Genomic DNA, 15,928 nt, shown 5'->3' with positions numbered 1-15,928 from the left:
CGTGGTAGCTCTGAGATGAGGAGACCCATGTATGAGGATCGGTAATGACCTTCTGGATGAGTTGATGAAAGGCCGGTCGGCTAGGGACCTATTGGGCAAGGATGGCGTTCTCGCTGAGCTGACCAAGGCGTTGGCAGAGCGCGCCCCGAGCGTCGAGCTGGATGACCATCTAACCGAGGAGCGCGCATTGCCGCCGGCGGAAGGGGCATCTCAGGCTGCGAACCGGCGCGATGGAAGCAGCCAGAAGACGATTACCACCGACAGCGGCAAGGTCGCTCTGGATCTCCCACGGGACTGCGACGGCAGCCGCGATCCGGTGCTGATCGCCAAGTATAAGCGCCGCTGCCCGGTGTTTGATACCAAGATCATTGAGGTGCTCCCCGACAATCGGACACGCTGCTAAGCTTGCCGCCAACGATGACGAGGAAGAAAAGCGTGGCTGGCAGACGAAAGAATTACGGCGCCGAGCGCAAGGCGAAGGTGGTGCTTGAGGCGATCTGTGGCGAACTGACGGTGGCCGAGTTGGTGGCAAAGCATGGCGTGCATCAAACCCTCATCAACACCTAGAAGCGGCAAGCCCTTGAGGGCATGTTCGGGACGCACTCAGGCAACGCCGAGGCGACGGCCGCTGATGGGTCCGACGAGCTCGAGAAGCGGCACGCCAAGATCGGCCAGCTCGTGGTGGAACGCGATTTTTTAGTCAAGGCCTCTGGACGGTGAGTATGGCCCGGAGGCGAGAGATGGTCGATCCAAGGCGCACGGAGCTGTCGGTCACCCGGCATTGCGCGCTGATCGGGCGCAGCCGATCGGCGTGGTATGGGCGAGGCAGGACCGAGACACCGCTGAACCTGACGTGATGAAAATCATCGACGCGCAGTTCATGGAAACGCCGTTCTACGGCAGCCGTCAGATGGCAAGGCACCTGCGCAACCAAGGTTATTGCGTCGGGCGCAAGCGCATTCGGCGGCTGATGGCGCAGTTGGGCCTACGCGCCTTCTGTCAGAAACCGAAGACCGCTGTGCCTCACCCGGAGTACCGCAAAGATCGCTCGCCACTGTGCTTGCACCAATGGCGCACAGAGCTCGTTAGCTCAGAGATTTGGCAGTAAAACGCTCCAACCATGTTTGGTGTGCCGACATAACCTACATCCCGATGCGGCGTGGGCTCCTCTACTTGGTTGCGATCATGGACTGGGCGACGCGCCGGGTTCTGTCGTGGCGGCTATCGAACAGTTCGGCACAGGGCCGCCATGGGTCCGAGGCCCATTCCGGACGAACACCGAGTCCTGCATCGAGGCGCTGGAGGATGCCCTTCGGCAGCACGGAAAGCCCGAGATTTTCAAGACGGACCAGGTCAGCCAGTTCACCAGCGCGCGTTTCACGCAACCCTTGCTCGATGCCACGGTGAAGGTGTCCATGGACGGACGCGGTCAGTGGATGGACAGCGTCATGATCGCACGGTTATGGCGACCCTTGAAGTATGAGTGCGTCTACCTCTACGCCTTCGATGCAGGGTCGGCCGCTCGGGCTGGCATCGGCACGTGGATCGACTTTTACAACATCGAGCACCCGTATTCCGCACTCGGGCGAAGAACACCGGTCGAGGTCGATCACGGCACTGACCTACAGGGGGCAGCATGATCAATAGGCAAGCTTAGCAGCGCCGCAAAACTGCACCAGAAATGGGGACCGCCCGACTCTGGCCTTCGGTAAGGCTACTGACAAGTCCGGCAAGCTGAGCGTCGGTTGCGCGGCTCTTTCGTCTCTCGTACAGGGCGTTGGAATAAATATCGTTGACCCCGACGTGGGCCCACACGGGCGATATCGCGTGTGCGCGCTCGTCCGACTGAACACGCATCTTGTAGTGCTTCACAGCCAGGCGCTCCTTGCTCAGCGACTGCTTGCGGGAGTTGGCGAAGCGCTTCTCGTTTGTTGCTGGCAAGAGCCGGCGACAGCTCAGTCTTTCCAACATGCACTTGTAGCAGCTTAAGAACGGCGAGCCTCGCGGAGAAGCATCCGCCCTTAGCTTTGAGATGAGGTGTCTTACCTGCCAGCGTTACACCCATTCTGGCACTGGAACTGGGACCAAAAACGGCAAAAAGCCCTTGAGACCAAGGGCATCGGTCATTTGTATCTTTTATAGGGGATGAGGTGAGAGGCTGGACAACGACCCAAGCGGGGCTCGTTACGGCTGCTTCCTTCCGGACCTGACCGGGTTGGCGAGGCGCCTGCCCGCGCCAACCTCTCAACGCCGCATATAGAGTGTCGGACCGGGGGGACGCAAGGGGGCGGGGCAAGAGATTTTTATGCAGGCGGCCAAGCGGTGCTTTCCCTCGCTTTATCTGAGTCGGTATAAAGGGTGACGCGGCACCTCTTGCCGCCGACGTCAGGCCGGTCTAGCTTCAATTATCAAGATCACTATAAAGTGGGGCCGTGCGATGACCAGCCGCAGCAACGGACGCGAATTTTACGTGGGTCGCAAAGAGCTTGCCGAGGCGATTGCCGGTCGGCTGTCGCTCGATCCGCTGATGGGCAGCCCTTCGGGCCTGCTCTTGGCGGCACCGCGGCGGACGGGCAAAAGCACCTTCCTGCGCCGCGACCTTCTGCCCGTGCTCGAGGCGCGCGGAGATCACCCGGTGCTGGTCGATCTCTGGGCCGACCGCAAAGCGGACCCCGGGCAACTCATCGCCGACGCGCTGGCCGCCGAGATTACCGCGCTGCCGACGCCGACCGAGAAAGCCCTGCGCGCGCTGCCGGTGAAGGCGATCAGCATCGGCGGGCTAAGGGCCGAGATCGGCGGCGTGGCCGAGGGCCGCAATCTGACGCTGACCGAGGCGCTGATCGAGATCGGCGCTCGGGCGAAATCCGATGTGGTCTTCATCATCGACGAGGCGCAGCAGGCGGTGACCTCCGAGGCTGGGCTCGACGCGATGTTCGCGCTGAAGGCCGCTCGTGACGCGATGAACCAGCGCCCCGAGGGGGCGCGGCTTTTCGTGCTTTGCACCGGGTCGAACCGGGACGGTCTGGCGGGTCTTGTCTCGACCAACCAGCAGCCCTTCTTCGGAGCGCGGGTCGAGGACTTCCCGACGCTGGGCCGGCCCTATGTCGATGCGCTTGTGGCGGCGATCAACCCGCGGCTTGCGGAGGACAACAAGCTCGATCCCGAGGATGTGGCGCGGGCCTTCGATCTCTTGGGGCACCGGCCCGAAAAACTGGTGGAAGTGGTGCAGCAGCATGCGGCGTGGCTGCCCGGCAGCGCCGGGCTGAAGCGCACGCTGGAAGAGCGGGCTGATGAGCTGCGGGCGCGCGTCTGGGATCAATACGGATCGGATTTCGATGCGCTGACCCGGTTGCAACGCGCGGTGCTCGAGGTGCTGATCCGCGACGGGGCCGATTTCGCGCCGTTCCACGAACGGACCGTGGCCCGCGTCGGTGAGATCATCGGAGGTCAGAGTTCGGCGCAGGCGATCCAGAAGGCGCTGGATGCGCTGCGCGAGAAGCAACTGGTCTGGCGGCCGGGGCGGGGGCGCTATGCGCTTGAGGATCCGGACATGAAGGGGTGGTTGCTGGCGCGGATGGGGAAGGGCTGAGCGGGGCTCAGCCCTGCGGGCGTTCGGCCCAGCCCGCGAAGATTTTCTCCAGCGCGACCACCACGTAGTAGAGCACGATGCCAAGGAAGGCCAAGGCGATCAGCACCGCGAACATCAGCGGGTAGTCCGAATTGGTCTTGCCGGAATCGAAGAGCGCGCCTAGGCCGCGGCCATGCGGGCTGACGATCTCCATAAGGTTGGTGCCGATAAAGGCCAGCGTCACCGCCACCTTCAGCGCGCCGAAGAATTCGGGCAGCGTCTTGGGCAGGGCGATTTTCCAGAAGATCACCGACTGGCTGGCGCCGAGCGAGCGCAGAATGTCACGATACTCGGGCTCCAGCGTCGACAGGCCAATCGAGACCGATACGGCGATCGGGAAGAAGGAGATCATGAAGGCGATGAGCACCGTGTTGAAGTCGTGCATGCCGACGAACATCAGCGCGACGATCGGCACGACGGTGGCCTTGGGCACGGCGTTGAAGCCGACCAGCAGCGGATAGAGCGCGTCGCGCATGGTGCGAGAAAAGCCCATCACCATGCCAAGCGCCGTGCCGAAAATCACGGCGATCAGCAGGCCGACGACGGTGCGCCAGAGCGTCTGCCAGCCCATGGTCAGAAACAGGCTCCAATAGCGCTCGTAGGCGGGGAGGAGGTCCGAGGGCGAGGCCATCTTGTAGTTCGGCCAGCCCATCACCCAGACCAGCGCCTCCCAGAGCGCGAGGAAGATGAGGATGGCGAGGGTGGGGACGGCGATCTGGCGGAAAGTCATGACGGGCTCTGCTCCGCGACCCGGCCAGCGGAGGCGCGGGCCCCTGCGGCGGGATTTGCGTATTTGGAAAGAGAAGAAGCGGGGACGGCGCGCGGGGTCGGCATCAGGCGGTTGCCCCTGCGGGGGCGCGGCCCTGCGCGATCTCGATCTGGTGGCGCAGCGTGGCGAGCATTTCGGCGGCCTGCGGCGTGTAGAGATGCTCGATGTCGCGCGGGCCGGTGATCCCGGTGTCGAGGGTGAACTGAGTACGGGCGGGACGGCCCGAGAGCACCACCACCTGATCGGCGAGATAGATCGACTCGCGCAGGTCGTGGGTGATCAGCACGCCGGTGAAGGGTTCTTTTTCCTTCACCTGATGCATGATCTGCCACAGATCCTCGCGGGTGAAGGCGTCGAGCGCGCCGAAGGGCTCGTCGAGGATGAGCACCTCGGGGCTGTGGACGAGGGCGCGGCAGAGCGAGGCGCGCTGGCGCATGCCGCCCGAAAGCTCGGAGGGGCGCTTGTCCTCGAAACCTTCGAGACCGACGAGGGCGAGCAGGTAGCGCGCACGCTCTTCCTGCTGTTTCTTGCTGAGCTTGGTGGGCACGATCTCCAGCGGCAGCATGACGTTCTTGAGGATCGAGCGCCATTCCAGCATCACCGGGTTCTGGAAGGCCATGCCGACGGTGGAGCGCGGGCTTTTCACCTTCTCGCCATGCAGCCAGACCTCGCCCTCGTCCGGCTTAAGAAGGCCCGCGACCAATTTGGTCAGCGTGGACTTGCCGCAGCCCGAGGGGCCGACGACGGCGGTAAAGCCGCCTTCGGGCACCGCCAGTTCCAACCCGTCCAGCACCGGCAGCGGGCCGCGGGCGGTCTTGTAGGCGTGGCGCACGCCCTTGATCTCGATGAGGTTGGTCATGTCGTGCCTTCGCTTCACCGGGGGCAGGCGTGCCGCCCCCGGTGACAGGGGTGGGGCTGTGTCACTCGAGCGGGAAGCCGCCCTCGGGCAGATATTCGCCGGTGAAATAGAGCGCGGCGTCGGGAGCGTTCTGGAACTCATAGGTGAGCTTGATCTGCTCCAGCGCGCTGTCCATCCGGGCGTCGTCGATCGGGCCGAAGCCGTTCGCCTTCGTCCAGTCGGTGACCACATTGGCCTCCAGCGCCAGTTCCAGCCGGCGGGTTTCAAGCTCGGCATCCGCGGCGGGGTTGCGGGTCATCAGGCTTTCCACCGCTGCGGCGGGATCGGCCACCGCGTCCTTCCAGCCCGCGGCGACGGCGGCGAGGAAGCCTTTCAGAAGCTCGCCATTCTCGGCCGCCCAGTCGGTGTTGACGATGATCGCATTGCCGTAGAGGTCGACGCCATAATCGGCCATCAGGATTGTCGAGATGTCAGCCTCATCCACGCCGAGACGTGCGGTGTTGAGATAGGAGGTGAAGGAAAACCCGGTGACCGCGGCCACTTTGCCCTCGGCCAGCATCGGCTCGCGGGTCGGGAAGCCGACCGGCTCGACGGTGATCGCGTCGGTGTCGAGGTCGTTCTCGGCGGCGAAGATCGGGAATTGCGCCCAAGCGCCATCGGGCGGCGGCGCGCCAAGCACCTTGCCCTCGAGATCCTTGGGCGCGGAGACGCCCAGCGACTTGCGGCCAATGATGGCGAAGGGCGGCTTGTCATAGACCATCATCACGCCGGTGACCGGCGCGCCGGGGTTCTGGTCGAGGAATTTGATCAGCGAGTTGATGTCGGCAAAGCCCACCGGGAAAGCCCCCGTGGCGACCTTCGGAATGGCGTCGAGCGAGCCGGATCCCGCGGAGATTTCCACCGCGAGATCGGCCTCGGCGAAGTAGCCCTTGTCGATGGCGACGAAATAGGGGGCCGAGGGGCCTTCGAATTTCCAGTCGAGCGCGAAGGGCAGGGCGGTTTCGGCTTGGGCGGCGGCTGCTGCGGCCATAAGGCCAGCGGCCAGCGCGAAGGCGCGGGGGTACATGGTGGGGTTTCCTCCGTGTTGGGGCGGCTGGGCCGCCTTGGTCTTGGGCGTTTTTTCCGGCGTGTTTTTCACGTCTTGGCGGTGATCTTGCCGGGAAATGCGGCAAAGGGAAGGCCCCATCAGGGGAAGCTTCTCAGAGCACCTGCTACATTTTGACCTAATGATCAAAAATTAGGCGCCGATCTCGTCTCCCGGCCTCTGCAACGGAAGCCCCGCCGCCAATGCCCCCGCGATCAGCGAGGTCGCGAGGTGATGCGCATGGACGCCGTCGCTGGGCAGCATGTCGGGCACCTGCACCACCCGCATCCCGGCGGCGCGGGCGCTGGCGGCGCCGGGATCGCTGTCCTCGAAGGCGAGACAGAGCTCGGGGGCATGCCCCAGCGCTGCGGCGGCCATGAGGTAGGGGTCCGGCGCGGGCTTGGGGTTCTCGACGTGGTCGAAGGCGATGACGGCGGTGAAATGCGCGCGCAACCCGGCGAGGGTGAGCTTGCGCTCGGCCTCTTCGGCGCCGGAACTGGTGGCCACCGCCATGGGCAGGCCAAGCGCGGCGATCTCTTCGATCAGCAGCACCGCGCCGGGTTTCAGTGGCAGGCCCTCCGCTTCGCGCAGGGCGATGCTCTCTTCGCGGATGGCCCGTTTCAGCGCAAGCTGGTCGAGCGCGCCATAACTCACGCGCAGCGCATCGGCCACGGCGTCGCGGTCGCGCCCGATCAGCCCTTCGAGAAACCCCGGCGCCACAGTCACGCCAAAGCGCAGGAACGCCCGCCGCCCGGCCTCGAGCGCCACGCGTTCGCTGTCAACGAGTGTGCCATCGAGGTCGAAGATCACGGCGGAGAAGGGGAGAGGGGCAGTCATCACGGGCCTTTCGGGTTCGGGCGGCGCCAATGTGGCCCGGTGCTGCGGGGAATGTCGAGAGCGCGATTTCGTGTTATGCTCGCGAACCTTGAGGCAGACAGGCCCCCCGATATCGCGCGATACAAGGAGGGTGGTTCGATGATCATGCGTATTTTCCAGGTCGTGACGCGGCCCGGCAAGGAAGAGGAATTCGCCGAATTCTTCCATACGATCGCCATTCCGCTGCTGCGGCGGACCGAGGGGATCGTCGAAGTGCTGCCCGGCGCGGCACGGCCCGAAAGTCCGCGGGAGTTTTCCGTGGTCATGGTCTGGCGCGATCTGGCCTCGCTCAAGGCTTTCGCGGATGAGGACTATACCCGCCCGCATGTGGACCCGGCTGAAGAGGACCTCGTCGAGAGCAGGCTGATCCGCCACTATGAGCTTGTCGAGGGTGGGATTATCCGGCGCTGAGCCGCTCCATCGGCTGCCAGCCGGTCAGCACGGCGCGCGGCGTCCACGTAAAGGCGAAGACGTTCCCGCCGCCTCCCGGCCCTTGGTCGTGGGCGCGGCTGATGGGCTTGCCCGCCACCGCGCACCACAGCAGGGTGCCCACGCCGCCATGACCGACAAAGAGCGTGTCGCCCTGGCTTGGCTGTCTTGGCTGGCTTAGTTGCGCGAGGCAGTCGCTCACCTCTTGGAGGATGCGTGCCTGCGCATCCACGGCGCGCTCCCAGCCTCGGACCGAGGTTTCGGGCGCGGCAAAGAAACGATCGGCGGTCTCTTCGAACTCGGCGGGCGGCAGAAATCCCGTGGCGCTGCGGTCGTTCTCATGCATCGCCGGGCGTACCTCGAGCCGCAGTCCAAGCGCGTCGGCCAAGGGTTGCGCGGTTTCCAGAGCCTTGGTCTCATCGCTGGAGATCATCCGCGTGGTGCCCTGAAGCGCCCCGCTTGCGGCCAGCGCCGCGATGCGTGCCCTGCCCGCATCGCTCAGGTGCCAGCGCGGAACGTCAAGCGCCGGGTCGACGATGATCTGCGGGTGGGTGAGATAGCGGCACAACATGGGCAAGGGAGAGGGGGCGCTGCGATGCGCCCCCGGGTCGGTGCTCAGAGCGTCACGCGGAACTGGGCGTAGCCATCGGCGTTGTCGCCCGCATCCTCGATGTCGAGCGCGACGCTCTCCATGTAGTCGCGCGCCTTGGGGCCGGTCTCGAACAGCACCGTGGTGCCCTCCATCGGCGCGAAGCTCCAATTGTCGTCGGCTGAAGGGTTGATGGTGCCCTGCTCGACGATGTAGCGCACGATGACGTCGCGGTTGGTGTCTGGCGCTTCGAAGACGATGGTATCGCCCTTGGCACCGGGGAAGCTGCCGCCGCCCGAGGCGCGGTAGTTGTTCGTCGCAATGATGAACTCGGCCTCGGGGTCAATCGGCGCACCATCGTAGCTGAGGTTGACGATCCGATTGGTGCCCTCGTTCACCACATTGCCATCGCGGTCGAACATCGCCGGCTGCGACAGGTCGATCTGATAGGTCACCCCGTCGATCACGTCGAAGTTGTAGCTCGGGAAGTCGGGGTTCAGCAGCGGCGCATCACTGGAACCGGGCTCGATCTGGTTGAACATGCCCGCCGAACGCTCCAGCCAGTTCTTCACCTGCGCGCCGGTCACTTTCACCGCGCGCACCGTGTTGGGATAGAGGTAGAGGTCGGCGACGTTCTTGATCGCCACCGGGCCCTTGGGCACATCGGTGTAATACTCCGGCCCGCCGCGGCCCCCGGCCTTGAACGGCGCCGCCGCCGAGAGGATCGGCAGCCCCTCGTACTCGGTGCCCTGCATCATCTGTTCGATGTACCAGCTCTGCGCGATCGAGACGATCTGCACCGAAGGGTCATCCGCCACCAGCGCGAAATAGGAATAGAGCGGCGCCGAGGTCTCGCCCACGGCGCGGCGCACGTAATCCAGCGTGGCCTCATGCTCGGGGCGGATCGAGTCGAGCACCTCTTCGTCGTCGCCAACCAGCGCGGTGACCTTGCGATCCTCGCCACGCTCGTAGATCGGACGCGCCTCGGAGGTGGTGGAGATCACTTTCCATGCATTGCCATCGCGCTCGAGCAGCAGGTCGATGAGCCCCATGTGCGAGCCCCAGAAGCCGCCCATGACCGCGGGCTTGCCGTGGATGGTCCCGGCGGCAAGGTCGATGGCATCGCGCCCGTCGTAATCGGCCGACGGGAAGACGAGGTGGCTGTGACCGGTCATCAGCGCGTCGATCCCGTCGACGGCGGCCAGCGGCACCGAGGCGTTCTCCATCCCGTCCTCATGCTGCGCCGCGCCGATGCCCGAGTGCGACAGCGCGATGATAATCTCGGCGCCCTCTTCCTTCATCTGCGGCACCCAGGCCTCGGCGGTGGTGACGATGTCGCGCGCCTCGACGTTGCCTTCGAGGTGCTTGCGGTCCCAGTTCATCACCTGCGGCGGGGTGAAGCCGATGATGCCGACGCGGATCGGATGGGTGTTGCCTGCGCCGTCGGTGATCTCGCGGTCGAGGATCACATAGGGTTTGAACAGCGTCTCATCCTCGCGCGGAGTTGCGCCTTGTGTCTTGGCAATATTCGCCAGCACGATGGGGAAATTCGCCCCGGCGGCGGATTTCTCGAGGAAGCCGAGCCCGTAGTTGAACTCATGGTTGCCGATGGTGCCCGCGTCATAGCCCAGCGTGTTCATCGCGGTGATGACCGGATGCATGTCGCCGTCTTTCATGCCGCGCTCATAGGCGATGTAATCGCCCAGCGGGTTGCCCTGCAGGAAGTCGCCATTGTCGACCAGCATCGCGTTCGTCGCCTCGGCGCGGATGCTCTCGATGATCGAGGCTGTGCGCGACAGGCCCACCGTGTCCACCGGCTTGTCGGCGTAATAGTCATAGGGGAAGACATGCACATGCAGGTCGGTGGTTTCCATGATGCGCAGATGCGCCTGATTGGCCGCGGCGCGGGCGGAATAGGGGTGCAGCGCGATCAGCGCACCGCTTGCGGCGCTGCCAGCGAGAAAGCCGCGGCGGCTGATCGGGGCTTGGGGAAAACGGCGCATCATGCTCTCCTTCGAGTGTAGTCGCTGCCCGGAATAGTGCAGCTTCAAGACAGTCTTGCAACGGTTGCGCTCCGCACGTCCGTGTGTGAGGGGCTGACGTGGCGCCAAGCGCTGCACAGCTGTGCGCTGCGGCAGGCGGCGCGCCGTGCGTATTTTTAAAGAGAAGAAGCAGGGGACGCGGCCTGTCCTTCTTCTCTTTCCAAATACGCCGGGGAGCGCGAGGGGCAGCGCCCCTCGCAGAGCCTGTGGGCTAGGGGCGTCGGTTGCCACCCCGCGCCGTGCGTGCCATGGCTTGCGCACTCAGCAGGAGGCAGCGCATGCAGCAGGCGGAACAGGTGACTTTCGGCGGATCGGGGCTCGACCGTGCGGCGGAGATGCGGGGCGACATCCCGGGGCTTGCGGCGGCGATGCAGCGCCCGGGCGCGCGCGGCGTGGTGCTTTGGCGCGGCAAGCCGCTGTTGCAGGGCGAGGAGGTGGCCGAGCTACTGCGGCTGCCGCTCGACCACCCGCTGCTCGCCGCCGCAAGCGCCCGCCCGGTGCTGCTCGGGCGCGAGGCGGGTGAGGTGGTGCTGGCCTATGATATCTCGGGTTGGGAGCCGGATGCACCGCAGGGCGAGGGCTTTGTCGATCACAGCGTGCAGACCCATCCCGATGCGCCTGAGGGCAGCCGCTTCGTCGAGTTGCGCACGCAGCTCATCACCTTGAGCCCGCGTGACGCGGAACTGGCAGCCACCGCCAAGGCGATCCTCGGCTGGCACGAGGCGCATGGGTTCTGTTCCCGCTGCGGGGCCGCGTCGGAGGTGACGCAGGCGGGCTGGCAGCGGGTGTGCCCGGCCTGCGGCGCGCCGCATTTCCCGCGCACCGACCCTGTTGTCATCATGCTGATCACCCGAGGCAATTCCTGCCTTCTGGGGCGCTCGCCCGGCTGGCCCGAGGGGATGTATTCCTGCCTAGCGGGCTTCATCGAGCCCGGCGAGGCGATCGAGGCGGCGGTGCGCCGCGAGGTCATGGAGGAAACCGGGATCGAGGTCGGCGAGGTGAACTACCTGTCGAGCCAGCCTTGGCCCTTCCCGGCTTCGCTGATGCTTGGCTGTCACGGCGCGGCGCTCAGCGAAGAGATCACGATCGATCCCGATGAAATCGAACACGCGCAATGGGTCAGCCGCGAGGATCTGGCCGAGGCGTTCGCGGGCAACCTGCCGGGGTTGCAGCCGGCGCGGCGGGGTTCAATCGCCAACTTCCTGCTGCGCAACTGGCTTGCAGACCGCCTCGATTAAGACAAAATGCGGCGATAACGATTTAGAAACGGTTACTCGAGGCAGTTGATGGACATATCCACGAAGGAAGACATTGAGGTCCCGGTCGACCGGGTCTTCGCCGAAGCGACGAATTTCGATCATCTGGAACGGCAGATCATGCGGCGCGGGATCGAGTTGCGCCGAGTGCCGACGGGTACCGATGGCGATGCCGGGCCGCAGATGGCTTGGGGGGCGGAGTTCACCTTTCGTGGCAAGACCCGCAAGGCGTCGATCGCGCTTGTGGAGCAGGACACGCCCAATCTGCTGGTCTATCGCAGCCTGTCGGACGGGCTGGAGGTTCTGACGCGCATCGAGTTCGTCGCCTTGTCGCGCAGCCGTACTCGCGTGGCAATGCAGGTCGCGCTGCAGCCCAAGACGCTTTCGGCGCGGCTCATGGTGCAATCGCTGAAGCTCGCCCGCGCCAGTATCGAGAAGAAGTTTCGGGTGCGCATGGCCGAATATGCAGGCACCGTCGAGGCGCGGCTCAAGCAGGCCTGAGCGGGCGCTTGGACAGGCGCTGCCTTAGCGCGGCGCGGCCAGGGGCTTGAGCGCGGCGTAAAGCGCGCGCCAGTTCTGCAGGCGCTCCAGCATCGGCTCCGAGGCGGCGGGCGCGAAGATCCGCAGCGCCTCGGGGCGACGCGCGAGGTCGCTGCGCGACAGCGCGCCGACGGCAAGCGCTGCTAGTTTGGCCGCCCCGAGCGACGGGCCAAAGGTGGCACCGTCGGGACGGAAGAGCTGCAGGCCGCTGGCATCGCTGACCGCCTGCAGCAGCGCATCGCTCTGCGCGCCGCCGCCAAGCGCGGGCAGCGGGGCGAGCCCCTCGGCGGCGGATCCGAAACTCTCCACCGCATCGGCAAAGCAAAAGGCCACGGCCTCGACCACCGCGCGCATCATCGCAGCGCGGCTGGTGCTGTCTTCGAGGCCGAAAAAGCCGCCCCGAATGTGCGGATCGCCATGCGGGCTGCGCTCGCCGGTGAGATAGGGCAGGAACAGCGGCACGCGGGCCTCGGGCACGGTCGTCGCCTCCGCCAGCAAGGGGCCGATCTCGGCCCCGGCGATGCCAGCGAACCAGGCCAGTGGCCGCGCGCCATTGAGCATCGCCGCCATCTGATACCAGCGGTCGGGCAGCGTATGGGCAAAGGCATGCACATAGGCGCCGGGATTGGGCTGATAACGGGTGCCCGCCAGCAACAGCTGTCCCGAGGTGCCAAGCGAGATCTGCCCCGTGCCATCCTCGACGGCTCCGACGGCGACGGCACCGGTGGCCGCGTCTCCGCCGCCGGTGACGATCTTCACCGAGGGCTGCAGCCCCAACTCTGCGGCCAGTGCCGGGCGGATCAGCCCCGCGACCTCATGTCCGTCCAAAACCTGCGGAAGCCAGTCGGGGTCGGTGTTGCTGGCCGTACAGAGCCGCTCTGACCAGCGCCGGGCCTTCTGGTGGTACCACAGCGTGCCCGCCGCATCGGAAGGGTCGGTGGCATAGGTGCCATGGAGGCGAAAGCCGAGGTAATCCTTGGGGAGCAGGATATGCGCGATGCGGGCGTGGACCTGCGGCTCGTGCCGCGCCAGCCACATCAGCTTTGGCGCGGTGAAGCCGGGCAGGGGCGGGACACCGGCAATGGTGCCGATCTCCGGCACCGCGGCGCGCAGCGCGGTGCATTCCGCATGCGCTCGCCCGTCGTTCCACAGCATCGCCGGGCGCAGGACCGCGCCACCGCCGTCCAGCAGGACCGCGCCGTGCATCTGCCCCGAAAGCCCGATGGCGGTCACCGCGCGACGCTCGGCGTCGGAGAGCGGCGCGAGAACCTCGGCCAGCACCGCCCGTGCGGCCTGCCACCACGCCTCGGGGTCTTGTTCGGAGGCATAGGGCATGGGCGAGGCGCTATGCAGGGCGCGCCGCGCCTCGGCGCGGGGCACCCCGGCGTCGCAGAGCACCGCGATCACCGAACTGGTGCCGAGGTCCAATCCAATTTCCAAGACAGTTCTCCTCCCACGATCCCTGTCGCCTTCCGCGCCGACCATTTCGCGGATCGGCTGCCGCCGCAAGGGGGGTCAGCCGAGCTCGATCAGCTGTCCTCCGGCGGCCTCGGCATCGGCGGGATCATGCGTCACCAGCAGCACGGGAAGCCCTTGCGCCCGCGCGCGCTCGAACACGAGGCTGTGGATCTGGCCGCGCAGCGCGGCGTCTAGTTTCGAGAATGGTTCGTCGAGCAGCAGGGCGCGCGGCTCGGAGAGCAGCATGCGCATCAGCGCCACCCGTGCTTTCTGCCCGCCCGAGAGCGTGGCTGGATCGCGGCTGGCATAGTCCGCGAGCCCGATCTCGGAGAGCGCGGCGTCGATCCGGGCGCGGCGTGCTTTGCCGCGCAATTGCGGTGGCAGGCCAAAGCCGAGATTGCCGCCCACCGACAGATGCGGAAACAGCAGCTCGTCCTGAAAGAGGATGCCGACGCGGCGGCGCTCGGGAGGCAGCGCGGTGATGTCCTGCCCATCCAGCGTGATGCGCCCGGTGAGGCCGAAGCCCGGCGCGAGTGTGCCGATGACCGCGGCCAGCAGCGTGGATTTACCCGAGCCAGAGGGGCCCATGAGGGTCAGCACCTCGCCCGGCGCGACGCGCGCGTCGAGGCTCAGTAGCGGCGCGTCCTGCCGGGTGATGCGCAGGGTCTCGAAACTCAAACCGGAGGTCATGTCAGGCACCATGCCGCATTCCCCGCCGGTTGCGCCAGACCAGCGCCGGGATCAGCAGCGCCAGCGCGAAGGGCAGGAACGCGGCAGAGGTCTGGGCAAGCGCGGTCACGCCGATCACCCGCCGGTCGCCGCCCGAGGCCAGCGCCACCGCCTCGGTGGTCAGCGTCGGAACCCGGCCTCCGCCGATCAGCAGGGTCGGCAGATATAGCCCGACGCTGACCGCGGCGCTGACCGCCGCGGCGGTCAGCAGCGGGCGCAGCAACAGCGGCAGGCGCACGCGCCAGAAGGTGGCGCTGGCGCCCTTGCCGAGCGCATGGGCCACCGCGGCATAGCGTGGATCGAGCGCGCGGAAGGGGTCGGACAGCGACAGGAAGGCATAGGGCAGCACAAAGACCACATGCGCTGCAATCACCGCCGCAAGCGTGCCGTCCAGCCCGGTCAGCAGCCCGGCCACCTGCAGCCCCGGCAGAAAGGCGATCTGCGGCACCAGAAGCGGCAGGTAGAGCAGCCAGAGCGCGCGGGTTCCCGGGCGCAGGCCATGACGCTGCTCGGCCTCCAGACAGGCGGTGGTGAGGAGCATCGCGATGGCGCTCGAGGCTGCGGCGATCAGCAGGGTCCGCGCGAAGAGCGACAAAAGGTCGGGGCCGTAGCGCATCCAGCTGCGCAGGCTCCAGCCCTGCGGCAAAAGCTCGGGAAAGCGCCAGAGCCCGGCCAGAGACCACACCGCAAGCCCCGCCAGTCCCAGCAGCACAAGCGCGGCGCAGAGCGCGCCGAGCGCCAGCCCCAAGGCGCGCCAAAACTGTTCGGCGTGGCCGCGGCCCCCGGCCACCAGCCAGCGCGCCGACAGACGGGCGAGCGCGGCCTCGCCAAAGCGCCAGAGCCCCAGCGCCGCCAGCGTCAGCCCCAGCAGCAGCAAGGCTCCGGCGGCGGCCTGCAGGCGCAGCGCCAGATCGGGATCGTTCATCCATTTCAGCACCTGCACGGCCAAGGGCGGCGGCGTGCCCGGCCCGAGGATCATCGCCACATCCACCGCCGAAAGCGAATAGGCCAGCACCGCATAGACCGGCAGGCAGATTTGTGGGTAGAGCCTTGGCAGGACGGTCTTTATCCAGCCAGACACCCGCCCGTATCCCAGCGCTTGCGCGGTTGCGAGGCTTTGGCCGGGGCGCAGCGCAGGCAGGGCGGCGAGGCTCATCAACAGCAGGAAGGGCATTTCCTTCACCACCAGCCCAGCGATCAGCGACAGGCCCCATGGGTCCTGCAAGATCAGCAGGTCGGGCGGGCGGTGCCAGCCCAGCGGCAGCGCGATCAGCCGCGCGATCCAGCCCGAGGGGGCGATCAGGAACGCAAGGCCGAAGGCGGCGGCGGCATGAGGCACCGACAGCAGCGGCGAGAGTGCCCGCTCAAGCGCCCGGAAAGGCCGTGTCCCCTGCCATCCGGCGCAGATCAGCAAGGTCAACGCCAGCGACAGGGCGGTGGCGGCAAGCCCGGTGAAAAGGCTCAGCAGCACGGCGCGGGACAGGCCCGGCCAGCCCAGAAGCGCGCGCAAAGGATCGAGGCTCAGCTCATCCGCCCCCAGCGCGGGCAGCAGGCCAAAGGCGGGCGCCACTGTCCCGAGGAGGCCCGCCGCCACCGGCCCGAGCAGCGCCAGCAGCGTCAGGGCGGGTGCCGCGCGGGTCAGGGACAGGCGCATCAGAGGCTCATTCCC

The 15,928-nt window shown here is 66.6% G+C and carries 14 protein-coding genes, 1 other RNA gene and 1 pseudogene; 6 read left to right on the top strand and 10 right to left on the bottom strand.

Features of this window, described 5'->3' with window-relative positions; translation table 11 throughout:
- Window positions 1–31 precede the first annotated feature (31 nt).
- Both AYJ57_RS14790 and AYJ57_RS14780 read left to right on the top strand, forming a co-directional pair.
- On the top strand, window positions 32–403 hold the full coding sequence (locus tag AYJ57_RS14790; protein WP_066107592.1) for a transposase: 372 nt from the start codon (window positions 32–34) through the stop codon (window positions 401–403).
- Window positions 404–435: 32 nt separating this feature from the next.
- Window positions 436–1,640, top strand: a pseudogene (locus AYJ57_RS14780) (IS3 family transposase).
- Between the two features lie 508 nt (window positions 1,641–2,148).
- Here the strand turns inward: AYJ57_RS14780 and ffs are convergent.
- An RNA gene (gene ffs / locus AYJ57_RS14770) (signal recognition particle sRNA small type) lies at window positions 2,149–2,247 on the bottom strand.
- A gap of 190 nt (window positions 2,248–2,437) precedes the next feature.
- Here ffs and AYJ57_RS14765 point away from each other — a divergent pair.
- Entirely contained in the window at window positions 2,438–3,589 is a 1,152-nt protein-coding gene (locus AYJ57_RS14765; protein ID WP_066107587.1) for an ATP-binding protein, read from the top strand.
- Window positions 3,590–3,596: 7 nt separating this feature from the next.
- Here AYJ57_RS14765 and AYJ57_RS14760 read toward each other — a convergent pair whose 3' ends face one another.
- From AYJ57_RS14760 to AYJ57_RS14745, 4 genes are all read right to left on the bottom strand, one after another.
- A complete protein-coding gene (locus tag AYJ57_RS14760; protein WP_066107584.1) occupies window positions 3,597–4,358 on the bottom strand; it encodes an ABC transporter permease in 762 nt (253 codons plus the stop codon).
- Between the two features lie 103 nt (window positions 4,359–4,461).
- The gene (locus AYJ57_RS14755; protein ID WP_066107582.1) at window positions 4,462–5,256 is read right to left on the bottom strand and encodes an ABC transporter ATP-binding protein; all 795 of its coding nucleotides are present in this window, start codon (window positions 5,254–5,256) and stop codon (window positions 4,462–4,464) included.
- A 61-nt stretch (window positions 5,257–5,317) separates the two neighbouring features.
- Window positions 5,318–6,322, bottom strand: coding sequence for an ABC transporter substrate-binding protein (locus AYJ57_RS14750; RefSeq protein ID WP_066107579.1), 1,005 nt, complete (start codon window positions 6,320–6,322; stop codon window positions 5,318–5,320).
- Between the two features lie 171 nt (window positions 6,323–6,493).
- The gene (locus AYJ57_RS14745) at window positions 6,494–7,177 is read right to left on the bottom strand and encodes an HAD family hydrolase (protein ID WP_066107576.1); all 684 of its coding nucleotides are present in this window, start codon (window positions 7,175–7,177) and stop codon (window positions 6,494–6,496) included.
- A 138-nt stretch (window positions 7,178–7,315) separates the two neighbouring features.
- Between AYJ57_RS14745 and AYJ57_RS14740 the strand changes: the two genes are divergently transcribed.
- Window positions 7,316–7,627, top strand: a complete 312-nt coding sequence (locus AYJ57_RS14740) for an antibiotic biosynthesis monooxygenase family protein (protein ID WP_066107573.1) — start codon at window positions 7,316–7,318, stop codon at window positions 7,625–7,627.
- On the opposite strand, the gene AYJ57_RS14735 is transcribed toward AYJ57_RS14740, so the two are convergent.
- Window positions 7,614–8,216, bottom strand: a complete 603-nt coding sequence (locus AYJ57_RS14735) for a histidine phosphatase family protein (RefSeq protein WP_066107570.1) — start codon at window positions 8,214–8,216, stop codon at window positions 7,614–7,616. The genes AYJ57_RS14740 and AYJ57_RS14735 overlap by 14 nt on opposite strands.
- A gap of 44 nt (window positions 8,217–8,260) precedes the next feature.
- Window positions 8,261–10,237 carry a bifunctional 2',3'-cyclic-nucleotide 2'-phosphodiesterase/3'-nucleotidase gene (locus AYJ57_RS14730; protein WP_066107567.1) on the bottom strand — a complete coding sequence of 659 codons (1,977 nt, stop codon included), beginning with the start codon at window positions 10,235–10,237 and terminating at the stop codon, window positions 8,261–8,263.
- A gap of 317 nt (window positions 10,238–10,554) precedes the next feature.
- Here AYJ57_RS14730 and nudC point away from each other — a divergent pair, with 317 nt between their 5' ends.
- Window positions 10,555–11,514 (top strand): NAD(+) diphosphatase, encoded by a 960-nt coding sequence (gene nudC / locus AYJ57_RS14725; RefSeq protein WP_066107564.1) that lies wholly within the window; start codon window positions 10,555–10,557, stop codon window positions 11,512–11,514.
- Window positions 11,515–11,562: 48 nt separating this feature from the next.
- On the top strand, window positions 11,563–12,033 hold the full coding sequence (locus AYJ57_RS14720) for an SRPBCC family protein (RefSeq protein ID WP_066107561.1): 471 nt from the start codon (window positions 11,563–11,565) through the stop codon (window positions 12,031–12,033).
- 24 nt (window positions 12,034–12,057) lie between these two features.
- On the opposite strand, the gene xylB is transcribed toward AYJ57_RS14720, so the two are convergent.
- The 3 genes from xylB to AYJ57_RS14705 all read right to left on the bottom strand — a co-directional run bounded on the left by xylB (window position 12,058) and on the right by AYJ57_RS14705 (window position 15,913).
- Entirely contained in the window at window positions 12,058–13,512 is a 1,455-nt protein-coding gene (xylB, locus tag AYJ57_RS14715; RefSeq protein WP_066107559.1) for a xylulokinase, read from the bottom strand.
- Between the two features lie 75 nt (window positions 13,513–13,587).
- Window positions 13,588–14,220 (bottom strand): ATP-binding cassette domain-containing protein, encoded by a 633-nt coding sequence (locus tag AYJ57_RS14710; protein WP_066110333.1) that lies wholly within the window; start codon window positions 14,218–14,220, stop codon window positions 13,588–13,590.
- Window position 14,221: 1 nt separating this feature from the next.
- The gene (locus AYJ57_RS14705) at window positions 14,222–15,913 is read right to left on the bottom strand and encodes an ABC transporter permease (RefSeq protein WP_066107556.1); all 1,692 of its coding nucleotides are present in this window, start codon (window positions 15,911–15,913) and stop codon (window positions 14,222–14,224) included.
- Window positions 15,914–15,928: the final 15 nt, after the last annotated feature.

The organism is Salipiger sp. CCB-MM3, assembly GCF_001687105.1.
Classification (GTDB): domain Bacteria; phylum Pseudomonadota; class Alphaproteobacteria; order Rhodobacterales; family Rhodobacteraceae; genus Salipiger.
This window is presented reverse-complemented; position numbering and strand designations above follow the sequence as displayed.